The sequence below is a fragment of the Streptomyces sp. NPDC012888 genome (assembly GCF_042900645.1).
Classification (GTDB): Bacteria; Actinomycetota; Actinomycetes; order Streptomycetales; family Streptomycetaceae; genus Streptomyces.
This window is the reverse complement of the sequence record NZ_JBIBBM010000008.1, coordinates 154,620-179,468: the sequence shown is the minus strand read 5'-3', so window position 1 is coordinate 179,468 and position 24,849 is coordinate 154,620. Positions and strand designations below refer to the sequence as shown.

19 protein-coding genes and 1 pseudogene are annotated in these 24,849 nt (G+C 70.5%); 4 read left to right on the top strand and 16 right to left on the bottom strand.

The annotated features are described in order from the left end of the window. Positions 1 to 120 precede the first annotated feature (120 nt). From ACFY61_RS16680 to ACFY61_RS16665, 4 genes and pseudogenes are all read right to left on the bottom strand, one after another. Positions 121 to 498 carry an FKBP-type peptidyl-prolyl cis-trans isomerase gene (locus ACFY61_RS16680; RefSeq protein WP_389472425.1) on the bottom strand — a complete coding sequence of 126 codons (378 nt, stop codon included), beginning with the start codon at positions 496 to 498 and terminating at the stop codon, positions 121 to 123. 41 nt (positions 499 to 539) lie between these two features. Beyond that, a complete protein-coding gene (locus tag ACFY61_RS16675; RefSeq protein ID WP_389472423.1) occupies positions 540 to 1,541 on the bottom strand; it encodes an FKBP-type peptidyl-prolyl cis-trans isomerase in 1,002 nt (333 codons plus the stop codon). 129 nt (positions 1,542 to 1,670) lie between these two features. Continuing rightward, a complete protein-coding gene (gene pafA / locus ACFY61_RS16670) occupies positions 1,671 to 3,032 on the bottom strand; it encodes a Pup--protein ligase (protein ID WP_219665971.1) in 1,362 nt (453 codons plus the stop codon). Between the two features lie 9 nt (positions 3,033 to 3,041). Continuing rightward, positions 3,042 to 4,316: pseudogene (locus ACFY61_RS16665) on the bottom strand (MFS transporter). 65 nt (positions 4,317 to 4,381) lie between these two features. On the opposite strand from ACFY61_RS16665, the gene ACFY61_RS16660 reads away from it, so the two are divergent. After that, complete coding sequence (locus ACFY61_RS16660) at positions 4,382 to 5,461, top strand: LacI family DNA-binding transcriptional regulator (protein WP_389472419.1); 1,080 nt, start codon at positions 4,382 to 4,384, stop codon at positions 5,459 to 5,461. A 65-nt stretch (positions 5,462 to 5,526) separates the two neighbouring features. On the opposite strand, the gene prcA is transcribed toward ACFY61_RS16660, so the two are convergent. From prcA to arc, 5 genes are all read right to left on the bottom strand, one after another. Beyond that, positions 5,527 to 6,291 carry a proteasome subunit alpha gene (prcA, locus tag ACFY61_RS16655; RefSeq protein WP_389472417.1) on the bottom strand — a complete coding sequence of 255 codons (765 nt, stop codon included), beginning with the start codon at positions 6,289 to 6,291 and terminating at the stop codon, positions 5,527 to 5,529. 39 nt (positions 6,292 to 6,330) lie between these two features. Next, a complete protein-coding gene (prcB, locus tag ACFY61_RS16650) occupies positions 6,331 to 7,170 on the bottom strand; it encodes a proteasome subunit beta (protein WP_389472414.1) in 840 nt (279 codons plus the stop codon). Between the two features lie 139 nt (positions 7,171 to 7,309). Continuing rightward, positions 7,310 to 7,522, bottom strand: coding sequence for a ubiquitin-like protein Pup (locus tag ACFY61_RS16645; protein WP_175439096.1), 213 nt, complete (start codon positions 7,520 to 7,522; stop codon positions 7,310 to 7,312). A 174-nt stretch (positions 7,523 to 7,696) separates the two neighbouring features. After that, complete coding sequence (dop, locus tag ACFY61_RS16640) at positions 7,697 to 9,208, bottom strand: depupylase/deamidase Dop (protein ID WP_389472411.1); 1,512 nt, start codon at positions 9,206 to 9,208, stop codon at positions 7,697 to 7,699. Positions 9,209 to 9,380: 172 nt separating this feature from the next. Further along, positions 9,381 to 11,147 carry a proteasome ATPase gene (gene arc / locus ACFY61_RS16635; protein ID WP_389472409.1) on the bottom strand — a complete coding sequence of 589 codons (1,767 nt, stop codon included), beginning with the start codon at positions 11,145 to 11,147 and terminating at the stop codon, positions 9,381 to 9,383. 222 nt (positions 11,148 to 11,369) lie between these two features. Here arc and ACFY61_RS16630 point away from each other — a divergent pair, with 222 nt between their 5' ends. Further along, positions 11,370 to 11,654, top strand: coding sequence for a ferredoxin (locus ACFY61_RS16630; RefSeq protein ID WP_389472406.1), 285 nt, complete (start codon positions 11,370 to 11,372; stop codon positions 11,652 to 11,654). Positions 11,655 to 11,658: 4 nt separating this feature from the next. Here the strand turns inward: ACFY61_RS16630 and ACFY61_RS16625 are convergent, their stop codons facing one another. The 3 genes from ACFY61_RS16625 to ACFY61_RS16615 all read right to left on the bottom strand — a co-directional run bounded on the left by ACFY61_RS16625 (position 11,659) and on the right by ACFY61_RS16615 (position 14,609). Then, complete coding sequence (locus ACFY61_RS16625) at positions 11,659 to 12,267, bottom strand: hypothetical protein (protein WP_389472405.1); 609 nt, start codon at positions 12,265 to 12,267, stop codon at positions 11,659 to 11,661. A gap of 287 nt (positions 12,268 to 12,554) precedes the next feature. After that, positions 12,555 to 13,460, bottom strand: coding sequence for a tRNA (adenine-N1)-methyltransferase (locus ACFY61_RS16620; protein ID WP_389472403.1), 906 nt, complete (start codon positions 13,458 to 13,460; stop codon positions 12,555 to 12,557). 18 nt (positions 13,461 to 13,478) lie between these two features. After that, on the bottom strand, positions 13,479 to 14,609 hold the full coding sequence (locus ACFY61_RS16615) for a site-2 protease family protein (protein WP_389472733.1): 1,131 nt from the start codon (positions 14,607 to 14,609) through the stop codon (positions 13,479 to 13,481). Positions 14,610 to 14,831: 222 nt separating this feature from the next. On the opposite strand from ACFY61_RS16615, the gene ACFY61_RS16610 reads away from it, so the two are divergent. Beyond that, a complete protein-coding gene (locus ACFY61_RS16610; RefSeq protein ID WP_389472401.1) occupies positions 14,832 to 15,749 on the top strand; it encodes a RecB family exonuclease in 918 nt (305 codons plus the stop codon). Positions 15,750 to 15,815: 66 nt separating this feature from the next. Beyond that, positions 15,816 to 16,487 (top strand): response regulator, encoded by a 672-nt coding sequence (locus ACFY61_RS16605; RefSeq protein ID WP_389472399.1) that lies wholly within the window; start codon positions 15,816 to 15,818, stop codon positions 16,485 to 16,487. Between the two features lie 95 nt (positions 16,488 to 16,582). Here the strand turns inward: ACFY61_RS16605 and ACFY61_RS16600 are convergent, their stop codons facing one another. The 4 genes from ACFY61_RS16600 to metH form a co-directional block, all read right to left on the bottom strand. Next, entirely contained in the window at positions 16,583 to 18,166 is a 1,584-nt protein-coding gene (locus tag ACFY61_RS16600; protein ID WP_389472396.1) for an ABC transporter substrate-binding protein, read from the bottom strand. 32 nt (positions 18,167 to 18,198) lie between these two features. Then, on the bottom strand, positions 18,199 to 19,806 hold the full coding sequence (locus ACFY61_RS16595; RefSeq protein ID WP_389472393.1) for an ABC transporter substrate-binding protein: 1,608 nt from the start codon (positions 19,804 to 19,806) through the stop codon (positions 18,199 to 18,201). Between the two features lie 481 nt (positions 19,807 to 20,287). Continuing rightward, positions 20,288 to 20,989: an HAD family hydrolase gene (locus ACFY61_RS16590; RefSeq protein ID WP_389472390.1), complete on the bottom strand. Its 702-nt coding sequence runs from the start codon at positions 20,987 to 20,989 to the stop codon at positions 20,288 to 20,290. Between the two features lie 124 nt (positions 20,990 to 21,113). Then, the gene (gene metH, locus ACFY61_RS16585; RefSeq protein WP_389472387.1) at positions 21,114 to 24,626 is read right to left on the bottom strand and encodes a methionine synthase; all 3,513 of its coding nucleotides are present in this window, start codon (positions 24,624 to 24,626) and stop codon (positions 21,114 to 21,116) included. Between the last annotated feature and the right edge of the window lie 223 nt (positions 24,627 to 24,849).

Here is a 24,849-nt window from a genome sequence, read left to right as displayed (position 1 = left end):
TCCACCCTTCAGTAAAGCGTTCAAGTCGTGACCGTTGACCGTACCGCCCCCGCGGTCCCCGGCAAAAGCGAGGGCCCCCGCCGGAAGGCGGGGGCCCACAACCGATCGGATGCGCGCGGATCAGGCTGCCATCAGGTCGCAGACGAAGATCAGCGTCTCGCCCGGGGCGATGGCGCTGCCGGCGCCGCGGTCGCCGTACGCGAGGTGCGCCGGGATGGTCAGCTTGCGGCGGCCGCCGACCTTCATGCCCTGGACACCGCGGTCCCAGCCGGGGATGACCTGGCCGACACCGAGCTGGAAGCGGAGCGGCGCGCCGCGGTTCCAGGAGGCGTCGAACTCCTCGCCGGTGGAGAAGGCCACGCCCACGTAGTGGACGGCGACCGTGCTGCCGGCCTTGGCCTCGGCGCCCTCGCCCTCCCAGATGTCCTCGATGACCAGGTCGGCCGGGACCGGGCCCTCGGGGAAGTCGATCTCGGGCTTGCTGAGCTCGTTGCTCACGTTGGTACTCCTACTTCTGGCTTGAGCCGTACGGGACAGTCTTACATCGCTCCGACGATGTCCACGACGAAGACCAGGGTGGAGTTGGCCGGAAGCTCCGCACCCTTGTCCTGGTCCTTGTAGGCCTGCTCCGGCGGGATCACCAGCAGGACGCGGTCCCCGACCTTCTTGCCCACCAGGCCCTTGTCCCAGCCCTCGATGACCTGGCCCTGGCCGATCACCGTGGAGAACGGGGCGCCGGTCTTCCACGAGGTGTCGAACAGCGTGGCCTTGTCCTTGCCCTCGTTGATCTTCCAGGCGGCGCCGCTGTACTGCATGTAGACGGTCTGGCCGGACTTGACCTCGGCGCCCTTGCCCTCGATGAGGACCTTGCTGACCAGTTCCTTCGGCGGCTCGTTCTTCGGGATCCGGATCTCGGCGGCCTCTTCCTTGTCCGCCTTGACCTGCGGCAGCTCGGACGGGATCGGGGCCTGGGTGCCCTCGGCCTTCTTCGCCATCTTCTGGTCGATGTCCAGGACGAACACCAGGTTGTCGGTCGGGCCGACGCCGAGCTCCTGCTTGCCCTGCGCGCCGAACGCGGCGGCCGGCGGCGCCACGACGACGACCCGGCTGCCGACCTTGCGGCCGACGACGGCGTCGCTGAACATCGGCAGGATCGTCTTGGAACCGGCGGTCACGACCAGCGGCTGGCCGCCCTGGTCGTAGGAGCCGGGAGACAGCTCCTTGCCGCTCTTCCAGACCTTGCCGGTGTACTTCACGACGACCAGGTCGTCCTTCTGCACCTCGGGGCCGGAGCCGCCGGTCAGGGTCTTGACCACGAACTTGCCGCTCGGGTCGCCCTTGGGCACGGTGATCTCGGGCTTCTTGCCGGCGTCGCCGGCCACGGTCGGCATCGGGTCGGCCGAGTCGACCGGCTTGGGCACCTCGGAGCTCTGCGAGGGCTCCGCGCTGGAGGAGCCCTTGTCGGACTCGTCGCCCGATCCGCAGGCCGCGGTCAACATCAGGGCCGGCACGATGAGCGCGGCAGCAAGTCGGCGTCGCACAGTGGTCCTCGGGGTAGCTGGAGTGGTCACGATCCCCGCCACTCTACGGGCAACCCGCCGCCCGCCTAACCCCCGAACGGAACAAGGCCCCGCACGTCACACCGCGCGGGGCCGTCCCAGGCCGCCGGATCACATGCCGGCGATCAGCTTCTCCACCCGGTCGTCCACCGAACGGAACGGGTCCTTGCACAGCACGGTCCGCTGGGCCTGGTCGTTGAGCTTCAGGTGCACCCAGTCCACGGTGAAGTCCCGGCGCTGCTCCTGGGCCCGCCGGATGAAGTCCCCGCGCAGCCGGGCGCGCGTGGTCTGCGGGGGCACCGACTTGCCCTCGAAGATCTTCAGGTCGTTGCAGATCCGGGCCGCCTGACCCTTGCGTTCCAGCAGGTAGTACAGCCCGCGGCGGCGGTGGATGTCGTGGTAGGCGAGGTCTATCTGGGCCACCCGCGGGTTCGACATGGTCATGTTGTGCTTCGCCCGGTACCGCTCGATGAGCTTGTACTTCATGACCCAGTCGATCTCGGTGTCGATGCGGTCCAGGTCCTCCTGCTCGACCGCGTCGAGGGTGCGGCCCCACAGCTCCAGGACCTGCTCCACCGTGCCGGTGCGGATGCCGCGGCGCTCGGCGAAGTCCACCGCCTTGTCGTAGTACTCCCGCTGGATCTCCAGGGCCGAGGCCTCCCGGCCGCTGGCCAGGCGCACCTTGCGCTGTCCGGTGATGTCGTGGCTGACCTCGCGGATGGCCCGGATCGGGTTCTCCAGCGTCAGGTCGCGCATGACCGTGCCGGCCTCGATCATCCGCAGCACCAGGTCGGTGGCGCCGACCTTCAGCAGCATCGTGGTCTCGGACATGTTGGAGTCGCCCACGATGACGTGCAGCCGCCGGTAGCGCTCCGCGTCCGCGTGGGGTTCGTCCCGGGTGTTGATGATCGGCCGGGAGCGGGTCGTGGCCGAGCTGACGCCCTCCCAGATGTGCTCGGCGCGCTGGCTGACGCAGTAGACCGCGCCGCGCGGGGTCTGCAGCACCTTGCCCGCCCCGCAGATCAGCTGCCGGGTCACCAGGAAGGGAATCAGGATGTCCGCCAGACGGGAGAATTCCCCGTGGCGCGCCACGAGGTAGTTCTCGTGGCAGCCGTAGGAGTTGCCCGCCGAGTCGGTGTTGTTCTTGAAGAGATAGACGTCGCCCGCGATGCCCTCCTCGTGCAGGCGGCGTTCGGCGTCGACGAGCAGGCCTTCGAGAATGCGCTCGCCCGCCTTGTCGTGGGTGACCAGTTCGGTCACGTTGTCGCATTCGGGAGTTGCGTATTCCGGATGCGAACCCACGTCGAGGTACAGGCGGGCACCGTTCCGCAGGAAGACATTGCTGCTGCGGCCCCATGACACGACACGGCGGAAGAGGTAGCGCGCCACTTCGTCAGGAGACAGTCGGCGCTGTCCCCTGAACGTGCACGTGACGCCGTACTCGTTCTCCAGCCCGAAAATGCGGCGGTCCATGACTGAACATTACGCCTTCGGCTGTCTTCTGAAACCGGGTTCGAGCGCCCGTTCCGATCAGTTTTTGACGAGCACGCCCGGAGAACCCGCCACGGCCCGCTGCCGCGAGGGGGCGGAGAGCGCCCGCTGAGTACCCATCAGCACCAGCAGGGCCAGTACGCCACTCGCCACGGCCACCCCGAAACCGGGCACCGTACCGCCGAACTCCACCGCCGGGCCCGCCAGCGCCGTACCGCCCGCCGCGCCGACGCCGAAGAAGGTCACCAGCCAGGAGAACGCCTCGGTCACCGTCCCCGCCGGGGCGTGCCGGTCCACGACTATGAACGCGCACGCGAGCGAGGGCGCCAGGAACACGCCGGCCACCGCCGCCAGCAGGACCATCGGCACCGGCCCGGGCACCAGCAGCAGCGGCACGTAGCCGACCGCCAGCGCGCCCACCAGGACCGTCAGCCGCCGCTCCGGCGAGCCCGGCCACTCGCGGGAGCCGTAGGTCACCCCGCCGGCCAGGGCCCCGAGGCCCAGGGCGGCCATCAGCCAGCCGTACACCGCCTGGCCGCCGTGCGCGTCGGAGTACGCCAGGGCGGCCACGGTGATCGAGCCGAGCGCCGACCCGACGAAGAAGAAGCAGCCGAGCAGGGCCAGCAGGCCGCGCGACCGCAGAGCGCCCAGCCAGTGCGCCTCGCGCGGGGCCGAGCGCCAGCGCCGGGACGGCTCCGAGACCACCACGGACAGCGCTCCGAGCACGCCGAGGACGTTGAGCACCACCAGCGCGGCCGTGGGGCTCCACAGCGCGGCCACCACGGTCACCAGGAGGGGGCCGAGGGTGAACATGACCTCCTGGGCGACCGCGTCCATGGCGTACGCGGCGTGCACCCGGTCCTGGCGGCCGCCGAGCACGCTCGGCCAGAGCGCCCGCAGGCCGCCCTCCAGCGGCGGGGTCGCCACGCCGGCCACCACCACCGCCGCGTACGCGGCGGGCAGCGGGTCGATGCCGGTCACCGCCAGCGCGACCATGCCCAGCGCGGACACCACGGCGGCCGGCAGCTGCACCCGCGGCTGCCCGTACAGGTCCACCAGCCGGCCCAGCAGGGGCTGGCCCACGGCGTTGGCCACGCCGTAGGCGGCGGCCAGGGCGCCCGCGAGGCCGTAGCCGCCGCCCTCGGCGCGGACGAACAGCACCACGGCGATGGAGGCCACCGCGTTCGGCAGCCGCCCGACCAGCGTTCCGGCCAGCAGCCTGGCCGCGTGCCGTGTCCTGAGCAGCTCCGCGTATCCCGCGGCCATGATCGGCCCCTCTCCGTCCGGCCCACCCGGAAGTCATACGTATAACGTCAGGGTTCATACGTACCATGGCCGCAGTCCGCCGGTCCACCCGGGCAGCCGCCCGCCCCGGCCCGCCACCGCCACCACCTCGCAGTTCGGGAGCCCCTGTGACGAGACCCACCAGCCGGGACGTCGCCCAGGCCGCCGGGGTCTCCCAGGCCACCGTCTCCCTCGTGCTCGGCGACAAGTGGCGCGGCCGGGTCTCCGCCCGCACCGCCGAGCTCGTCCGCACCACCGCGACCGAGCTCGGCTACCGGCCCAACCTCGCCGCCCGCAACCTGCGCCTCGGCTCCACCCGCACCGCCCTCCTCGTCGTCCCCGCCCTCACCAACGAGTTCTTCGCCCGCGTCTACACCGGAGCCGCCCGCGTCGCCGCCCTCCACGGCTTCGGCGTCGTCCTCTACCTCTCCCCCGACGGCACCGGCCCCGCCCGCGACCCCTTCGCCTCCGCCCGCGCCGCCCTCGACGGGGTCATCGCCTCCTCCATGGCCGCCGACGCCCTCGACGCCATCGGCGGACCCGAGCTCCCCCTCGTCATGCTCGACAGCGACCCCGACGGCGGCGGCGCCTCCGCCTTCGTCAACCTGGCCCTGACCGACGGCATGGACGCGGTCGCCGCCCACCTCCTCGCCCTCGGCCACCGCCGCTTCCTCCACCTGGCCTCGGCCGTCGACTCCTGGACCTTCGACGTCCGCGCCACCGCCCTCGCCCGGGCCCTCCCCCCGGGCACCGGCCTGCGCACCGTCCGCTCCGCCCTCGACGTGGGCGCGGCCACCGCCACCATGGAGGCCGCCCTCGCCGACCCGGCCCACCGCCCCACCGCCGTGGTCTGCGACGACGACATCCTCGCCGTCGGCGCCTGCAAGGCCGCCCGCCGGCTCGGCCTGCGCATTCCCGCGGACCTCTCCGTGACCGGCTTCGACGACATGGCCCTGGCCACCGCCGTCGAGCCCGAGCTCACCACCGTCCGCATCCCCGCGGAGCGGGTCGGCGAGCAGGGCATGGACGCCCTCCTCACGGTCCTGGACGGCCGCACCTGGACCGCCCCGCCGCTCCCCCTGGAACTCGTCGTCCGCGGCTCCACCGCACCCCCGGCCGCCCGCTGACACACCGGAGCCCCGGCCCACCCCCGAAGGGCGGGCCGGGGCTCCGGCGGGCGGGCCCTTCGGCCCTACTCCGCGTCGTCGTCCGGCGCCTCGTCGTTCGAGACCGCGTCGGCCTGCGCGTCGGCCGTCACACCCGGCTCCAGCAGCCGCGCCAGCTGCCGGCCCCGGATCCGCTTGAACTTGCGCTGCTGGCTGCGCGTACGGTCCAGCACCGCCACCTCCAGGCGGTCCGCCGGGATCTCCCGGTCGGCCCCGTTCGCCTGGCTCGACAGCGCCTGCACGGCCAGCTTCAGCGCCTCCGGCAGCGACATCCCGTCCCGGTGCCGCTGGTCCAGGTAGCTGCTGATCTGCTCCGCGTTGCCGCCGACCGCGACCGAGCCGTGCTCGTCCACGATCGACCCGTCGTGGGGCAGCCGGTAGATCTGGTCGCCCGAGGCGCTCTCGCCGACCTCGGCCACCACCAGCTCCACCTCGTACGGCTTCTCGCCCGCCGAGGAGAAGATGGTGCCCAGCGTCTGGGCGTACACGTTCGCCAGCCCACGGGCCGTCACGTCGTCGCGGTCGTACGTGTATCCCCGCAGGTCGGCGTAGCGGACGCCGCCGATCCGGAGGTTCTCGTACTCGTTGTACTTGCCGGCGGCCGCGAAGCCGATCCGGTCGTAGATCTCGCTGAACTTGTGCAGTGCGCGGGACGGGTTCTCGCCGACGAACACGATGCCGTCGGCGTACTGGAGCACGACCAGGCTGCGGCCCCGGGCGATGCCCTTGCGGGCGTACTCGGCCCGGTCCGCCATGGCCTGCTGGGGTGAGACGTAGAACGGAGTCGACACCGGCTATCCGCCCCTTTCTTCTTCTGGGCTGACGAGGACTTAGAGGAGGGCCGCGCGCGGGCCGTCGGGCTGCTCCAGGCGGTGCTCGGTGACCGAGCGGGCCAGCGCCGAGGACTCCTCCTCGTTCAGCCTCCGGAAGCCCTCGTCGGTGATGACGGTGACGATCGGGAAGATCCGGCGGGCCATGTCGGGGCCACCGGTGGCCGAGTCGTCGTCGGCGGCGTCGTAGAGGGCCTGGACGACCAGCGTGGTCGCCTGCTCCTCCGTCAGGTCGGGCCGGTACAGCTTCTTCATCGATCCCCGGGCGAAGATCGAACCGGAGCCGGTGGCGGCGAACCCGTGCTCCTCGGAGCGCCCGCCGGTGACGTCGTAGGAGAAGATCCGGCCCTTCTCCTTGCCCTCGTCCCAGCCGGCGAACAGCGGGACCACGGCGAGGCCCTGCATCGCCATGCCCAGGTTGCTGCGGATCATGGTCGACAGCCGGTTGGCCTTGCCCTCCAGCGAAAGGGTGGTGCCTTCCACCTTCTCGAAGTGCTCCAGCTCCAGCTGGAACAGCTTGACCATCTCCACGGCCAGGCCCGCGGTGCCGGCGATGCCCACCGCCGAGTACTCGTCCGCCGGGAACACCTTCTCGATGTCCCGCTGCGCGATCATGTTCCCCATGGTCGCCCGGCGGTCACCCGCGAGCACGACCCCGCCGGGGAAGGTGGCCGCGACGATGGTCGTCCCGTGCGGCGCCTCGACGATCCCCTCGGGCAGCTTCCGGTTCCCCGGCAGCAGCTCCGGCGAGTGGTCCGCCAGGAAGTCGATGAAGGACGAGGACCCCGGCGTCAGGAAAGCCGCTGGGAGACGCCCGGTGCTCAGGTTGTTTGCTTCCACGCGTTTCCCTCCAGGTAATGCGATGGCCGGATGGCAGGGACCCTACCCGTCTGGCGGCAAAGATCCACATGTGCGGCGGTGGGTACCCGACATTCGGGCACCCACCCCGGTTCACCTTCGATTCGAAGGTCAGACGACCTTACTGGCCACCCTTTTGAACGAAGCTTCGCACGAAGTCCTCGGCGTTCTCCTCGAGTACGTCGTCGATCTCGTCCAGGACGGAGTCCACGTCGTCCGAGAGCTTCTCCTGCCGTTCCTTGAGGTCGGAGCTCGCCTCCGCGGTCGTCTCCTCGACCTCCTCGGTCGAGCGCGTCGCCTTCTGCTGTCCGCCGCCGGTGTCCTTGGTCGCCATGTCTACCTCACCCCGCTCGGTTCGCACGCTCGTGACGAGGGATCCCCGGATCGGGATCCCTCAAGATCAGACCCTACTCCGGACCCTACAAGGAGGGTCCGGCTTTCGTCCCGGCACTTTCGCAACGTCCGGGTGTTCTCATGATTCCCGGCCGCGGGGCCTTTCAGGCCCTCCTCAGCCACCCGAAAGGACCCGCACCAGGTCCTCGGCCGTGCGGCAGCGGTCCAGGAGCTCCTTGACGTGGTTGCGGGTACCCCGCAGGGGTTCCAGCGTCGGGACCCGCTGGAGCGAGTCGCGGCCCGGCAGGTCGAAGATCACCGAGTCCCAGCTCGCGGCGGCCACGTCGTCGGCGTACTGCTCCAGGCAGCGGCCCCGGAAGTAGGCCCGGGTGTCCTCCGGCGGCTTGGTCTCGGCCCGCTCCACGGCCGGCTCCTCCAGCAACCGCTTCATCTTCCCGCGGGCGACCAGGCGGTTGTACAGACCTTTGTCCGGGCGCACGTCCGAGTACTGCAGGTCCACCAGGTGCAGCCGGGCCGCGTCCCAGCCGAGGCCGTCGCGCGTGCGGTAGCCCTCCAGGATCTCCCGCTTGGCGACCCAGTCCAGCTCCCCGGCCAGGCTCATCGGGTCGCTCTCCAGCCGGCCCAGGACGTCCTCCCAGCGGGTCAGGACGTCCCTGGTCTGCTCGTCCACGTCGGCCCCGAAGCGCTCCTCCACGTACTTGCGGGCCAGCTCGAAGTACTCCATCTGGAGCTGTACGGCGGTGAGCGTGCGGCCGCTGCGCAGGGTGATCAGGTGGCGCAGGTCGGGGTCGTGGGACACCTGGTGGAGGGTGCGGACGGGCTGGTCCACGGCCAGGTCGACGGTGATGAAGCCGTCCTCGATCATCGACAGGACGAGGGCCGTGGTGCCGAGCTTGAGGTAGGTGGAGATCTCGGAGAGGTTGGCGTCCCCGATGATCACGTGGAGTCTGCGGTACTTCTCGGCGTCGGAGTGGGGCTCGTCGCGGGTGTTGATGATGGGGCGCTTGAGGGTGGTCTCCAGACCCACCTCGACCTCGAAGTAGTCGGCGCGCTGGCTGATCTGGAAGCCGTGCTCGCGGCCGTCCTGGCCGATGCCGACGCGGCCGGCGCCGGTGACGACCTGGCGGGAGACGAAGAAGGGCGTGAGGTGGCGCACGATGTCCGAGAAGGGGGTCTCCCGCTTCATCAGGTAGTTCTCGTGCGTGCCGTAGGAGGCGCCCTTGTTGTCGGTGTTGTTCTTGTAGAGGTGGATGGGCTGGGCACCGGGGAGCTGGGCGGCGCGTTCGGCGGCCTCGGCCATGATCCGCTCGCCGGCCTTGTCCCAGAGGACGGCGTCGCGCGGGTTGGTCACCTCGGGCGAGCTGTACTCGGGATGGGCGTGGTCGACGTAGAGGCGGGCGCCGTTGGTCAGGATGACGTTGGCGAGGCCGATGTCCTCGTCGGTGAGCTGGCTGCTGTCGGCGGCCTCGCGGGCGAGGTCGAAGCCGCGGGCGTCGCGCAGCGGGTTCTCTTCCTCGAAGTCCCAGCGGGCGCGTCGCGCCCGGTGCATCGCCGCGGCGTAGGCGTTGACGATCTGGGACGAGGTGAGCATGGCATTGGCGTTCGGGTGACCGGGGACGGAGATCCCGTACTCCGTCTCGATCCCCATTACGCGCCTGACGGTCATGCGGCCCTCCTTGCCCGGCGGGGCTCCCGACCGGGAGCGGTACGGAAGAGCCTAGAGCGGCTCCGCGCTGGTGGGGAGATCATTTCAGTCATGGATTGCGGGCGTGGTTCGGCTGAAAAGGAGGCGGCTGCGGGTCCCTCTTTTCGAGGGGTCCCGCAGCCGCCCCGCCGGTTCAGAGGTACTGACCGGTATTGGCCACCGTGTCGATCGAGCGTCCGGTGTCCGCGCCCTGCTTTCCGGTGACGAGGGTCCGGATGAAGACGATCCGCTCGCCCTTCTTTCCGGAGATGCGGGCCCAGTCGTCCGGGTTGGTGGTGTTGGGCAGGTCCTCGTTCTCCTTGAACTCGTCCACGCAGGCCTGGAGGAGGTGGGAGACGCGGAGACCCTTCTGGTTGTGTTCGAGGAAGGCCTTGATGGCCATCTTCTTGGCCCGGTCCACGATGTTCTGGATCATGGCGCCGGAGTTGAAGTCCTTGAAGTAGAGGACTTCCTTGTCGCCGTTGGCGTACGTGACCTCGAGGAAGCGGTTCTCCTCGCTTTCGGCGTACATCTGCTCGACGACGGTCTGGATCATGCTGTGCACCGCGACCTCGGCGGAGTTCCCGTGTTCGGAGAGGTCCTCCGAGTGGAGCGGGAGGGAGGCCTTGAGGTACTTGGCGAAGATGTCCTTGGCGGCCTCGGCGTCCGGACGCTCGATCTTGATCTTGACGTCCAGACGGCCGGGACGCAGGATCGCGGGATCGATCATGTCCTCGCGGTTGGAGGCGCCGATGACGATGACGTTCTCCAGGCCTTCCACGCCGTCGATCTCGGCGAGCAGCTGGGGGACGATGGTGTTCTCCACGTCCGAGCTGACGCCGGATCCGCGGGTGCGGAAGAGGGATTCCATCTCGTCGAAGAAGACGATGACGGGGGTGCCCTCGCTGGCCTTCTCGCGGGCTCGCTGGAAGACGAGGCGGATGTGCCGCTCGGTCTCACCGACGTACTTGTTGAGGAGCTCGGGGCCCTTGATGTTCAGGAAGTAGGACTTCCCGGCGGGCTGGCCGGTCACCTCGGCGACCTTCTTCGCCAGTGAGTTGGCCACGGCCTTGGCGATGAGGGTCTTTCCGCATCCGGGGGGCCCGTAGAGCAGGATGCCCTTCGGGGGCCGGAGTTCGTGCTCCTTGAAGAGGTCGGGGTAGAGGTAGGGGAGCTCGACGGCGTCGCGGATCAGCTCGATCTGGTCGCCCAGGCCGCCGATCTTGTCGTAGTCGATGTCCGGGACCTCTTCGAGGACGAGTTCCTCGACCTCGCTCTTGGGGACGACCTCGTAGACGTAGCCGGAGCGGGGTTCGAGCAGGAGGGCGTCGCCGGGGCGGATGGTGATGTCCAGCAGCGGCTCGGCGAGCCTGACCACCCGTTCCTCGTCGGTGTGCCCGACCACCAGGGCGCGCTCGCCGTCCTCCAGGATCTCCTTGAGGGTGACGATGTCCCCGGCCCGCTCGAATTCCATGGCCTCGACCACGTTGAGGGCCTCGTTGAGCATGACCTCCTGGCCGCGCCGGAGCTCTTCCGGGTCGACGCTGGGGCTGACGTTCACGCGGAGCTTCCGGCCTCCGGTGAAGATGTCGACGGTGCCGTCCTCGTTCGCCTGGAGGAAGACACCGAAGCCGGCCGGGGGCTGAGCGAGCCGGTCGACTTCCTCCTTGAGGGCCACGATCTGGTCGCGGGCCTCACGGAGCGTATTTGCCAGTCGTTCGTTCTGGGCGGAGACGCCGGCCAGGTTCGTCTGGAGCTCGACGATCCGCTCTTCGAGAATCCTCGTGTGCCGAGGAGAGTCGGCGAGCTTGCGTCGCAGGACGGCGATTTCCTGCTCTAGGTAGGCAACCTGACCGGCGGGGTCGTCGGACCCCCGCCCGGGCCGGATGCCGCGGTTGATGTCGTCGTCGTGGGCTGCCACGGTCCTCACCTCCTCCAAGGGGAGCTGGACGCTTTCTGACCCTACCTGGGCTGGTGGTGATTGAAACCCCTAGATCACAAAGACGGTAGGGGTGTGTCCGATCTTCACCCTTGCGTATCCCCTCACGCCAGGTGAATACCCAGCCATCAACATCGGAAAGCGGCCAGTTGTAAGGTCGGGGTGTTCAACACCCGCGCGCAGCACAAGGAGACGGCAGAGGATATGACCGGGCAGCAGCCGCTGGAGGTCTGGATCGACCAGGATCTCTGCACCGGGGACGGGATCTGCGTGCAGTACGCGCCGGAGGTGTTCGAGCTGGACATCGACGGTCTGGCGTACGTGAGGGGCGAGGGGGACGAGCTGCTGCAGGACCCGGGGGCGACCGTTCCGGTTCCCGTGGACCTGCTGCGGGACGTGGTGGAGTCGGCCAAGGACTGTCCGGGCGACTGCATCCACGTCCGGCGGGTTTCGGACAGGGTCGAGGTGTACGGCCCGGACGCGGAGTAGCAGGTCAGGTACGCAGGGTGGGAGCGGCGGCGTCCGTACGCTCCTGGCGGAATCCGCCTCCGCTCCAGCGCCAGTTGAGCCGCTCCGCGAGGTCGGGGCAGCAGCGCGGGACGCCGGGGCCGCTGTAGCCGAGGAGCGTGGCGTGGACCGCGCGGCCGGTGACGGCCAGCTCGGTGACGTTCTGTCGCCGGGTGGTGTCCACGAGGGTGGCGACGACGCGGGGGCGGCCGGGGTCCCGCGGGTCGTGGGTGAGGACGTAGAGGGCGCTGGGCGGGGTGCCGATGCCGGTCTCGCAGCGGACGGCGGCCACGGTCTCGGCGTTGCCGTCGCCGTCGAGGTCGCCCTCGGCGGTGGCGGTGACCTGGTGGGGGCCGCCGCGGCAGTCGAGGGGGTAGGCGCCCGCGTTCGCGTCGGGGGCGGGGCGGCCGGGTGCCGGGCGGCCCGGTGCCGCGGCGGGGCCGGTGGTGGCCGCCGGGGGGCGGCCGGCGGCGGGTTCGGGCTGTATGAGGCCGGCGGTGGCGACCACGGCGGCGATGGCGGCCGTGGTGGCGGCCCAGTGCGCAGGACGGGTGCGGGTGTGGGCCGGGTCCGGTGTGGCGGGGCTGTGCAGCACGCGGAGGTCTCCTGAGGGGCGGCCGGCGGGGAGTCAGCGACGTGGCCGAGTCAGCATCGTGCCACAGGCCCGGCAGGGGTGGAACGGTCGGGTCCGGGCGGTCGCGCGTGCGGCCGCCCGGGGGACGCCGCGGACCGGCAGCCCGGGGGTCGCCGCGGGCCGGCCGGGCGGCGCCAGGAGCAACGGAAAGGCGCCCTGCGGCAGTTCCCCCGCGTGTGGGGGGAACTGCCGCACGGCGCCGTCGTGTTGGGCCGGCCTGGGCCGGTACGGGGTGTCTGCCGTGTCGGCTAGCCGCGCTGGGAGCCGCCGGCGGCGCCGGGGCCCTCGTAGTCCTCGCCGTAGGCACCCTTGGCCGGGCGGCGGCGGCGCAGTGGCGGCTCGACGCCGTCGGCCAGGCGGCGGGCGGTGACGAGGAAGCCGGTGTGGCCGATCATCCGGTGGTCGGGGCGGACGGCGAGGCCTTCCACGTGCCAGTTGCGGATCATCGACTCCCAGGGCTGCGGTTCGGCGAAGCAGCCGATCTCGCGGATGGACTCGACGGTCTTGGAGAGCTGGGTGGTGGTGGCCACGTAGCAGCAGAGGATGCCGCCGGGGACCAGGGCCTTCTTGACCGCTTCCAGGCACTCCCAGGGGGCGAGCATGTCGAGGATGACCCGGTCGACGTCGGTGTCGGAGAGGTTGTCCTGGAGGTCGCCCACGGTGAGCTGCCACGCCGGGTGGGGGCCGCCGAAGTAGCGTTCGACGTTCTCCTTGGCGATCTCCGCGAAGTCGGCGCGCCGCTCGTAGCTGTGGAGCATGCCCTGGTCGCCGATGGCGCGGAGCAAGAAGCTGCTGAGGGAGCCGGAGCCCACACCCGCTTCGACGACGCGTGCGCCGGGGAAGATGTCGGCGAAGGCCAGGATCTGGCCCGCGTCCTTGGGGTAGACCACGGCGGCGCCGCGGGGCATGGACAGGACGTAGTCGGGGAGCAGGGGACGCAGCGCGAGGTACGCGACGTTCCCCGTGGTACGGACAACACTGCCCTCGGGAGCGCCGATCAGCTCGTCGTGCGGGAAGGAACCCTTGTGGGTGTGGAAGTTCTTCCCGGCTTCGAGCGTGAACGTGTAGTGGCGTCCCTTGGGGTCGGTGAGCTGGACCTGGTCCCCGACCTTGAAGGGCCCGCGTCGGCGGGCGGCACCGGTCGGTTCGGACATGTGACCAGTGTATTGGGTTCAGGAGTGGGGCCGTGCCATGGCCTTGAAGAAGGCCTTCTCGACGTCGAGGGTGGACAGGACGCCGTAGACGGCCCCGTCGTCCTCGACGACGAGGTATTCGGAGGCGGGGGTGGTGCGGAGGTGGTCGAGGAGTTCCTCGCCGGTGAGGTGCGCGGAAACCTTCATTCCGTCGGTGAGGTCCTGGGCGAGGGTGCCGGAGGCGACCCAGGGGCGCCGGTGTTCGGGGACGGAGGCGATGGCCGTCTCGCGGACGATGGCGGTGGGGTCTCCGTGGCCGTCGGTGACGACGAGGGCGCGGGCGCCGGCCTCGTTGGCGCGGCGGAGGGCCTCGGAGAGCGGGGTGGCCGCTTCTACGGGGATGGCGCGGCGGGTGAGGGTGCGGGCGCGGAGTTCCGGGAGGTGTTCGCGCAGGCGGGCCATGCGCAGGCTGTTCCCGGCGCCGGTCCACATGATCGCGGCGAGGATGGCGGCGAGCAGGGCGTTCAGGACGGTGTCCATGCCGCCGGCGCCGTCGCCGCCGGAGCCGATGACTCCGGTCTCGGTGAGGAGGGGGAGGCCGAGGAGGACGCCGACGGCGATGGCGCGGCCGACCCAGGCGGCGGCGACGGTGCCGGACATGGGGCGTCCGGTGACGGCCCAGACCAGGGCGCGGAGCATGCGGCCGCCGTCGAGGGGGAGGCCGGGGAGCAGGTTGAAGACGGCCACGATGAGGTTGGCGACCATCAGTCCGGCGAGGAGGACGCCGGGGACGGTGCCGGGTTCGACGGCGGTCATGCCGAGGTAGAAGGCGCCGGCGAGGAGCAGGGAGAGCAGGGGGCCGACGCCGGCGAGGACGAATTCGCGGCCGGGGCTGTCGGCCTCGTCGACGTGGGTGGCGCCGCCGACGAACTGGAGCTGGATGCGGCGGACCGTGAGTTTGAAGCGGAGGCCGGCGACGGCGTGGGCGAGTTCGTGGACCAGGACGGAGGCGTAGAGGGCGACGGCGAAGAAGAGGGCGACGAGGTAGCGGGCGGCGCCGAGGCCGGGGAGGACCTCGTCGAGGCGGTCGCCGAAGATCCAGGTGATGAGGGCGGCGACGACGAACCAGCTGGGCGAGACGTAGACGGGTACGCCGAAGGGGCGGCCCATGAGGATGCCGCCGCCGGGTTCGGAGCGCCGGTCCGGGCGTTCGCCGGTTCCGTCGGTGTCTGCCACGGCTGTCCTTCGTTCGTCGTGCGGCGGCCGGTGGTGCGGCCGGGGTGTCCGGTGTGTCCGCCGTCGCTGGGGGTGATGGTCCGATCATGCAGTGCGAGGGGGGTCGCCGTCGATGGTATGCGCGTGCTGTCGGCCTCGGGTCGTAGGGTCTTGTCCATGACGACGACTTCCGGCGCCGTGCCCGGCGCTGCCGACGCCGCTGCCGATGCCGCTGCCGATGCCGCGCCGGTTGCCGCGCGGCCCGCTTCGCTGTCCCCCTCCCGGGCCAGTGACTTCATGCAGTGTCCGCTGCTGTACCGGTTCCGGGTGATCGACCGGCTGCCGGAGAAGCCCAGTGCGGCGGCTACCCGGGGCACGCTGGTCCATGCGGTGCTGGAGCGGCTCTTCGACGATCCGGCGGTGGAGCGCACGGCGGTGCGGGCGAAGGCGTTGCTGCCGGGCCAGTGGGACCGGTTGCGCGAGGCGCGGCCGGAGCTGTCGGAGCTGTTCGCGGGGGACGGGGGCGGGGAGGCGCTGGCGCGGTGGCTTTCGGAGGCCGAGGCGCTGGTGGAGCGGTGGTTCACGCTGGAGGACCCGACGCGGCTGGAGCCGATGGAGCGGGAGTTCTTCGTGGAGACGGAGCTGGAGTCGGGGCTGCGGCTGCGCGGGATCATCGACCGGGTGGACGTGGCGCCGACCGGCGAGGTGCGGATCGTCGACTACAAGACGGGCAAGGCGCCGCGGCCGGAGTACGCCGAGGGCGCGCTGTTCCAGATGAAGTTCTACGCGCTGGTGGTGTGGCGGCTGAAGGGCGTGGTGCCGCGGCGGCTGCAGCTGGTGTACCTGGGCAGCGGGGACGTGCTGACGTACGACCCGGTGGTCGCGGACCTGGAGCGGGTGGAGCGGAAGCTGCACGCGCTGTGGGAGGCGATCAAGGAGGCGACGGAGTCCGGTGACTGGCGGCCGCGGCCGACGAAGCTGTGCGGTTGGTGTGATCATCAGGCGGTGTGTCCGGAGTTCGGGGGCACTCCCCCGGCCTATCCTCTGATGATCGTCCCCCGGGTGTCCGAGGGGGCCCGTCCGGCGGAGTCGTGATCCTCCGTCCGGGGCAGAATGGGGCGCGTCGTTCGATGCGCCGTTGACGAATACGAGGTGGACCCCGTGGCGATCCGCGTCCTTCTGGTCGACGACCAGCCGCTGCTGCGTACCGGTTTCCGGATGATCCTGGAGGCCGAGCAGGACCTGGCGGTGGTGGGTGAGGCCGGGGACGGTCTGCAGGCGCTGGAACAGGTCCGCGCCCTCCAGCCGGACGTGGTGCTGATGGACATCCGGATGCCGCGCATGGACGGGGTGGAGGCGACCCGCCAGATCACCGGGCCGGGCCGGGACGGGCCGGCGAAGGTGCTGGTGCTGACCACCTTCGACCTGGACGAGTACGTGGTGGAGGCGCTGCGGGCGGGGGCCAGCGGGTTCCTGCTGAAGGACGCGCCGGCGGACGAGCTGGTGCAGGCGATCCGGGTGGTGGCGGGCGGCGAGGCGATGCTGGCGCCGTCGATCACGCGGCGGCTGCTGGACAAGTACGCGGAGCACCTGCCGGCCGGCGAGGAGGCGGTGCCGGATTCGCTGGGCTCGCTGACGGAGCGCGAGGTCGAGGTGCTGAAGCTGGTGGCGCGGGGGCTGTCGAACGCGGAGATCGCGGCGGACCTGTTCGTGAGCGAGACCACGGTGAAGACGCACGTGGGTCACGTGCTGACGAAGCTGGGGCTGCGGGACCGGGTGCAGGCGGCGGTGTACGCGTACGAGAGCGGCCTGGTGCGGCCGGGCGCGCAGTAGCCGCGCGCCGGCGCCGGGCCGGTGCCGGACGTACGCGCGAGGGGCGCCCCGTGCTCGGCACGGGGCGCCCCTCGCGTGTGTGCGTGTGTGCGCGGTCAGCCCTTGGCGATCTCCCAGAAGCGGAAGACGGTGCTGGCGTCGAGGGACCACTGGAGGCCGCTGACGTTCTCGCGGGCGACGGCGTACTGCTTGCTCTGCCAGAGCGGGAGGACCGGGATCTCCTCGGCGACGATGTCCTGGAGGCGGGCGAAGTCGTCGTCGGCGGCGGAGCGGTCGGAGATCGCCGAGGTGGCCGGGATGATCTTCCCGGTGATCTCCTTGTTGTCGTAGTTGTTCCCGAGGACGTTGTCCTTGCCGAAGAACGGCTGGGTGAAGTTGTCGGCGTCCGGGTAGTCGGGCACCCAGCCCTTGACGTAGACGCCGTACTTGCCGGCGGCGATGTCCTTCTCGTACTGGTCGAACTCGACCGACTTGACGTCGGCTTCGAACAGGCCGCTGTCGTTGAGCTGCTTGGCGATGGCCTGGAACTCCTGGTCCGTGGCCGGGCCGTAACGGGACGGGGTGGACCAGAGGGTGAGCTTGACCTTGCCCTTGATGCCGGCCTTCTGGAGGACCTCGCGGGCCTTCTCGGGCTGCGGGGAGCCGCCGTACTTGTCGAAGAAGGAGGTGGTGTGGCCTCCGATGCCGGCCGGGACGATGGAGTAGAGCGGCGTGGCGGTGCCCCCGTAGACGTTCTTCGTCAGGGCCTGGCGGTCCACCAGGTACGCGATGGCCTTGCGGACCGGGAGCTTCCCGGCGACCGGGTCGTTCATGTTGAAGACCATGTGCTCGACCTCGGCGCCGGCGCCCTGGATGACGGAGGTCTTCCCGTCGGTGCCGCCGGCGGCGGTGAGGCCCGCTATGTCCTGGGCGGCGAGGCCGCGGAAGGCGAAGTCGACCTCGCCGTTCTGCAGGGCCTTCTTCAGGGCGGCCTGGTCCTCGTGGAAGAACTTCATGGTCACGCCGGTGTTCTTGGCCTTGGCCGCACCGGTGTAGCTCTCGTTGACCGAGAAGGAGGCGCTCTTGTCGCCGAAGCTGTCGAGCTTGTAGACGCCGGAGCCGATGGCCTTGCCGTCGCTGCGGAGCTTGTCCGCGGGGTACTCGCGGTGGTCGACGATCGAGCCGGCGCCGGAGGCGATCTTGCTGGGGAAGGTCGCGTCCGGCGTCTTGAGGCGGAAGACCACGGTCCTGGCGTCCGGGGTGTCGATGCCGGCGATCGACGTGAGCATGACGGCGGGGCCGTTCTCGTCGTTGATCTTCAGCGTTCGCTCGAAGGAGTACTTGACGTCCTCGGAGGTGAGGGCGTGGCCGTTGGAGAACTTCAGCCCGCCGCGCAGGGTGCACTTGTAGAGCTTGCTGTCGCTGCCCTCGAAGCCGCAGGACTCGGCGGCGTCGGGGGAGGGCGTGGTGGAGCCCTTGGGGAAGTGCAGCAGCGACTGGAAGACGTTGTTGAACAGCATCCAGGACCCCGGGTCGTAGCCGGAGGCGGGGTCCGTGGACTTCACCACGTCGGACATGCCCATGACCACGGAGTTGCCGGTGCCCCCGGCGCCGCCCTCCTGCGAGCCGCAACCGCTGAGCAGCGCCGCCGCGGTGGCCGCTCCGAGCGGGGCCGCCAACCACTGGTTACGAATCTTCACGTGCCTGTCCTTCACAGTCTTGGTGCTTCGTTTCAGCCGCTGACGCCGCGGCCCAGTTCCCACAGCTGGAGGTCGGAGATGGAGTTGACGGACCACTCCACTCCGGTGATGCCGTCGCGGGCGGCGACGTACTGCTTGCCCTGCCACAGCGGCAGGACGGGCACGTCGTCGGCGACGATGTCCTGGATGTCGCCGAGCGGGCCGCTGGCCATGGTGCGGTCGGCGGCCCGGCGCGACTCGGGGAGGAGCTTGGTGCGCACCGTGGCGTTCGCGTACGGCGTGCCGAGGAAGTTGTCCTGGTCCAGGAAGGGGCCGAGGAAGTTCTCGGCGTCGGCGTAGTCGGGGAACCAGCCGAGGCCGTAGGCCGCGTAGTCGCCCTTCTTCTGCGCGGGCCGGAACTGCGCCCAGTCGGTGCCCTGGACGGTGATGTCGAACAGCTTGGTCGCGTTGAGCTGCTGCTTGAGGGCCTCGAACTCGGCGGCGGTGCCGTCGCCGTAGTGGTCCGTGGTGTAGTTCAGGGTCAGCTTGACCGGGGTCTTCACGTTGGCGGCGCGCAGCAGGCCGGCTGCCGCCTGGGTGTCGGCCTGCCCGTACTTGTTGAAGAACGAGTTGACGTGGCCGGGGACGCTGCTGGGCACCAGCGAGTAGAGCGGCTGGGCGCTGTGGCCGTAGACCTTGTCGATGATCCGGGCCCGGTCGACGGCGGCGGCGAGCGCCTGGCGTACGGCCTTCTCCTTGACGGCGGGGGCCTCGGTGTTGAAGCCGAGGTAGCGGATCTCCAGGCCGGGCAGCGGGACGAGCCGGACGCCCTTGGGCGGGGTGGCGGAGAACCGCTTGATCTGGGCCGGCGACAGGGTGCGGGAGACCACGTGGACGCTGCCGCCGGTGAGCGCGTCGCCCAGGGACTCGGCGTCGTCGAAGCTGCGGAGCTCGACCCGGTCGGTCTTCGGCTTGAGTTCGCCCTTGTAGTTCTCGTTGCGGGTGAACACCGCCCGGACCATGCGGTTGCCCTCGACCTCGGCCTTCATCCGGTACGGACCGGAGCCGTCGACCTCGAAGCCCTCGCGGAGCTTCTTCGCCTCGTAGGTCTTGCTGTTGACGATGCCGGTGGCGGGGGTGGCGAGCTTGTAGGGGAAGGTCGCGTCGGGGGTCTTCAGGTGGAAGACGACGGTGTCCTCGCCCTTGGCCTCGGTGCGGTCGATGGTGGACAGCAGGGAGGCCGGGCCGTTCTCGTCCTTGATGGCGAGGACCCGGTCGATGGAGAACTTGACGTCCTTCGCGGTGAGCGGGTCACCGTTGGCGAACTCCAGGTCCGGCCGCAGGGTGCAGCGGTACGTCTGGTTGGTGCCGTCCGTGAAGGCGCAGTCGGAGGCCGCCTCGGGGACGGGCTTGCCGCCGCCGCGCGGGGTGCGCATCAGCGTCTGGAGGGTCTGGCGCAGCACGTTCCAGGCGCCGGCGTCGTAGGCGTAGGCGGGGTCGAACGGGGCGGGGGCGGAGTCGGCGGCCTCGAACCGGTCGGTGGTCCCGACGACGATCGCTCCGGATCCCGCTCCTCCCCCGGTCGCGCTGCCGCAGGCGGCGAGCGCGGGGGTGAGCAGGCCTGCGGCGGCGGCCGTCAGCACCATGGTCTTGCGGTTCATGCTTCGAAAACTCCCTCACCCGGCACTTGTTCACAGCTGTACGCCAGGCGCTTCGCGGCGTCGCCCGTTCTGGGCGGAACGATCGGGCCGGTGTCATGACGATCGGTCCACGCGGTTCCGGGCGCGTGGGTGTGCGCCCGGAACGGCTGAGGTGCGGCGAAGTGCCCGCGACGACATTAGTGGCCCGGAAGGGGGTGGCTTGAACCGGTTGGGGAGGGGAGGGTGCCGCAGGGTGAGGGGAGCGAACTGGCTGTTCCCCTAGGGGACTCGGCAGATCCGGTCAGGAGCTGATCAATCCGGACACAAGGGAACGTGCGCCGGGGTGCCGCGGGGGGCGGAGGCGGCGTGCCGGGTGACGAAGCTCACCCGGCGCGGGAGGCCCCCCAGGGGATGGAATTTCGGCCTCCGGTCTTCCGTACGGGAGATCCTTCCGCGGATCGGGCCCTCGGGCGGGGTTCCGTTCGGTACGGAGCGTGCGCGGTCAGTTCATCACCGTGATGAGCGAGCGGAGGAAGGGCAGGTCGACGTCCTCCAGCGAGCGGACGACGGTCCGGCCGGGTGCGGGAGGGATCAGGCCGACCGAGGGGACGGCCACGACCGGGCAGCCCGCGGCCTCGGCGGCGGCCACGCCGGTGGCGGTGTCCTCGATGACGGCGCAGCGGGAGGGGTGGGCACCGAGGGCCTGGGCGGCGTACAGGTACGGGTCGGGGTGGGGCTTGGTCCGGGCCACCTCGTCGCCGGCGACGGTCAGGGCGAACCGGTCGGCCCCGAGGGAGAGCAGGACGCGGTCGATGACGCGGCGGTGGGAGGCGGAGACGAGGGCGGTGGGCACCCCGTGGCGGGCGAGTTCGGCGAGCAGGCGGTCGGCGCCCGGCATGAGGGGGACCTGTCCGGCGATCCTGGCCTCGAAGCGCTCGTTGAGCAGGACGCTGAGCTCGGCGACGGTGATGTCGGCGCCGGTGGACTCGATCAGGAAGCCGGCGCTGCGGGTCATCGGGCCGCCGACGACCACGTGGCGCCAGGAGTCGTCCAGGCTGTGGCCGAGTTCACCGAAGACCGCGACCTCCACGTCCCACCAGAAGCCCTCGGTGTCCACCAGGGTGCCGTCCATGTCGAGCAGCACCGCCTGCAGGGCCGAGCCGTCCGCCGTGCGGGTGAGGGCGGCGGGAACGGTGCTGGTCATTCGGCTTACCTCTTCCGGAGGGACGAGAAGGCCGGTCACCTCTTCCCGCGCGGGGCGCCCTGGGGCGCGCCGGTGGGAACAGGCGACCGGCCTGTGTGGACCGACAAGTGTACGTCGCGGAGGGTCAGCGTGCGTTGAAATACTTCGCTTCGGGGTGGTGGATCACGATCGCGTCGGTGGACTGCTCGGGGTGGAGCTGGAACTCCTCGGAGAGCTGGACCCCGATGCGTTCGGGCTGCAGCAGGTCGGCGATCTTGGCGCGGTCCTCCAGGTCGGGGCAGGCCCCGTAGCCGAGGGAGAAGCGGGCGCCGCGGTACTTGAGGGCGAACATGTCCTCGACGTCGGCGGGGTCCTCGCCGGCGAAGCCGAGTTCGGAGCGGACCCGGGCGTGCCAGTACTCGGCGAGCGCCTCGGCGAGCTGGACGGACAGGCCGTGCAGTTCGAGGTACTCGCGGTAGGAGTCGGACTCGAAGAGCCGGGCGGTGGCCTCGCCGATCCTGGAGCCGACGGTGACGACCTGGAGGCCTACCACGTCGGTCTCGCCGGACTCCTCGGGGCGGAAGAAGTCGGCGAGGCAGAGGCGGCGGCCGCGGCGCTGGCGCGGGAAGGTGAACCGGGTCCGCTCGTTGCCGCGCTCGTCGAGGATGAGCAGGTCGTCGCCCTTGGAGACGCAGGGGAAGTAGCCGTAGACCACGGCGGCTTCCAGCAGGTTCTCGGTGTGGAGCTTCTCCAGCAGGCCGCGCAGCCGGGGCCGCCCCTCGGTCTCGACGAGCTCCTCGTAGGTGGGGCCGCCGGCGCGGGCCTGCTTCAGGCCCCACTGGCCCTTGAAGAGCGCGCCCTCGTCCAGCCAGGAGGCGTAGTCCTTCAGGCCGATGCCCTTGACGACGCGGGTGCCCCAGAACGGAGGGGTGGGCACCGGGTTGTCGACCGCCACGTCGGAGCGGCCGCCCTGCTCGGGCTCCTGGACGTCCAGCACGGGCGTGTCGCGCTTGGCGACCCGGCGCTGCTTGAGCTCGGGCAGGGTGGCGCCGGGCACGCCGCGCTTGACGGCGATCAGGGCGTCCATCAGGCGCAGGCCCTCGAAGGCGTCGCGGGCGTAGCGGACTTCGCCCTCGTAGATCTCGTGGAGGTCCTGTTCGACGTAGGCGCGGGTGAGGGCGGCGCCGCCGAGGATGACGGGGTAGGTGGTGGCCAGCTTGCGCTGGTTGAGCTCCTCCAGGTTCTCCTTCATGATCACGGTGGACTTGACCAGGAGGCCGGACATGCCGATGACGTCGGCCCGGTGTTCCTCGGCGGCTTCGAGGATGGCCGAGACGGGCTGCTTGATGCCCAGGTTGACCACGTTGTAGCCGTTGTTGGAGAGGATGATGTCCACGAGGTTCTTGCCGATGTCGTGGACGTCGCCGCGGACGGTGGCCAGCACGATGGTGCCCTTGCCCTCGGCGTCGGACTTCTCCATGTGCGGTTCCAGGTGGGCCACGGCGGTCTTCATGACCTCGGCGGACTGGAGGACGAACGGCAGCTGCATCTGGCCGGAACCGAACAGTTCGCCGACCACCTTCATGCCCTCGAGCAGGGTGTCGTTGACGATGTCCAGGGCGGGGCGGGTCGTCAGCGCCTCGTCCAGGTCCGCTTCCAGGCCGTTCTTCTCGCCGTCGATGATGCGGCGCCTGAGGCGCTCCTCCAGGGGCAGGGCCAGCAGTTCCTCGGCCTTGCCGGCCTTGAGGGACTTGGTGTTGACGCCCTCGAACAGCTCCATCAGCTTCTGCAGCGGGTCGTAGCCCTCGCGGCGCCGGTCGTAGATGAGGTCGAGGGCGGTGTTGACCTGCTCCTCGTCGAACCGGGCGATCGGGAGGATCTTCGAGGCGTGCACGATCGCCGAGTCCAGGCCGGCCTTGACGCACTCGTCGAGGAAGACCGAGTTGAGCAGGATGCGCGCGGCCGGGTTCAGGCCGAAGGAGATGTTCGACAGGCCCAGGGTGGTCTGCACGTCCGGGTGGCGGCGCTTGAGTTCGCGGATCGCCTCGATGGTGGCGATGCCGTCGCCGCGGGACTCCTCCTGGCCGGTGCAGATGGTGAAGGTGAGGGTGTCGATGAGGATGTCGGACTCGCGGATGCCCCAGTTGCCGGTGAGGTCGGCGATGATGCGTTCGGCGATGGCGACCTTGTTCTCGACGGTGCGGGCCTGGCCCTCCTCGTCGATGGTCAGGGCGATCAGGGCGGCGCCGTGCTCCTGGGCCAGACGGGTGACCTGGGCGAAGCGGGACTCGGGTCCGTCGCCGTCCTCGTAGTTGACCGAGTTGATGACGGCGCGGCCGCCGAGCTTCTCCAGGCCCGCCTTGATGACGGCCACCTCGGTGGAGTCCAGCACGATCGGCAGGGTGGAGGCGGTGGCGAAGCGGCCGGCCAGCTCCTCCATGTCGGCGACGCCGTCGCGGCCGACGTAGTCCACGCACAGGTCGAGCATGTGCGCGCCCTCGCGGATCTGGTCGCGGGCCATCTCCACGCAGTCGTCCCAGCGGGCGTCGAGCATGGCCTCGCGGAACTTCTTCGAACCGTTGGCGTTGGTCCGCTCGCCGATCGCCATGTACGAGGTGTCCTGCCGGAACGGCACGGTCTGGTACAGGGAGGCGGCGCCGGGCTCGGGCCGGGGCTCGCGGGCCTGGGGGGCCAGGCCCCGCACCCGCTCCACGACCTGCCGCAGGTGCTCGGGGGTGGTGCCGCAGCAGCCGCCGACCAGGGACAGGCCGTACTCGCGGACGAAGGTCTCCTGGGCGTCGGCGAGCTCGGCGGGGCTCAGCGGGTAGTGGGCTCCGTCCTTGGTCAGGACGGGGAGGCCGGCGTTGGGCATGCAGGAGAGCGGGATGCGGGCGTTGCGGGCCAGGTAGCGCAGGTGCTCGCTCATCTCGGCGGGGCCGGTGGCGCAGTTCAGGCCGATCATGTCGACGCCGAGCGGCTCCAGGGAGGTCAGGGCCGCGCCGATCTCCGAGCCGAGCAGCATGGTGCCGGTGGTCTCGACGGTGACGGAGCAGATCAGCGGGACGTCGACGCCCAGGGCCGCCATGGCGCGGCGGGCGCCGATGATCGAGGCCTTGGTCTGCAGGAGGTCCTGGGTGGTCTCGACGAGCAGGGCGTCGGAGCCGCCGGCGATGAGGCCCTCGGCGTTGGTCTGGTAGGCGTCGCGGAGGGTGCCGTACGCGATGTGGCCGAGGGTGGGCAGCTTGGTGCCGGGACCCATGGAGCCGAGGACCCAGCGCTGGCTGCCGGTCTCGGCGGTGAAGCGGTCGGCGACCTCGCGGGCGACGCGGGCGCCCGCCTCGGACAGCTCGAAGTTGCGCTCGACGATCTCGTACTCGGCCAGGGCGGAGTGGTTGGCGCCGAAGGTGTTGGTCTCGACGCAGTCCACGCCGGCGGCGAAGTAGGCCTCGTGGACCGAACGGACGATGTCCGGGCGGGTCACGTTGAGGACCTCGTTGCAGCCCTCCAGCTGCTCGAAGTCGTCGAGGCTGGGTTCCTGCGCCTGGAGCATGGTCCCCATGGCTCCGTCGGCCACGACCACGCGGGTGGCGAGCGCCTCTCGGAGGGCGTCCGCCCGGGTCTGGGTGTCGGCGGGCTGGTTCGTCGGCAGCGAGGCCATGGTTCTGCTCCCTGGGATGCGACGGCTGTCGGCTTTGCACCCCTTGTTCTAGGGGGCACGCCGTCAGCGTAACCGCGTCGGCTCAAGCCCGGTTAGGGCGTCCCAGGTGGCGGACGGCATCCTGTGCGCGGGGGCGACACCGGAGGTGAGGTCTTGACGGGCCTCACCCAACAATGCAAAGGGTCGGCATGGGCCGATACTGTTCAGCATTGTCGAACTATGT

Coding starts and splice junctions, on each gene's coding strand:
- pafA (WP_219665971.1), bottom strand. CDS start 3,032: ATGGACCGCCGCATTTTCGGGCTGGAGAACGAGTACGGCGTCACGTGC.
- ACFY61_RS16660 (WP_389472419.1), top strand. CDS start 4,382: ATGGCCGCAGTCCGCCGGTCCACCCGGGCAGCCGCCCGCCCCGGCCCG.
- ACFY61_RS16645 (WP_175439096.1), bottom strand. CDS start 7,522: ATGGCGACCAAGGACACCGGCGGCGGACAGCAGAAGGCGACGCGCTCG.
- dop (WP_389472411.1), bottom strand. CDS start 9,208: ATGACCGTCAGGCGCGTAATGGGGATCGAGACGGAGTACGGGATCTCC.
- ACFY61_RS16630 (WP_389472406.1), top strand. CDS start 11,370: ATGACCGGGCAGCAGCCGCTGGAGGTCTGGATCGACCAGGATCTCTGC.
- ACFY61_RS16620 (WP_389472403.1), bottom strand. CDS start 13,460: ATGTCCGAACCGACCGGTGCCGCCCGCCGACGCGGGCCCTTCAAGGTC.
- ACFY61_RS16615 (WP_389472733.1), bottom strand. CDS start 14,609: ATGGGCCGCCCCTTCGGCGTACCCGTCTACGTCTCGCCCAGCTGGTTC.
- ACFY61_RS16610 (WP_389472401.1), top strand. CDS start 14,832: ATGACGACGACTTCCGGCGCCGTGCCCGGCGCTGCCGACGCCGCTGCC.
- ACFY61_RS16595 (WP_389472393.1), bottom strand. CDS start 19,806: ATGAACCGCAAGACCATGGTGCTGACGGCCGCCGCCGCAGGCCTGCTC.
- ACFY61_RS16590 (WP_389472390.1), bottom strand. CDS start 20,989: ATGACCAGCACCGTTCCCGCCGCCCTCACCCGCACGGCGGACGGCTCG.
- metH (WP_389472387.1), bottom strand. CDS start 24,626: ATGGCCTCGCTGCCGACGAACCAGCCCGCCGACACCCAGACCCGGGCG.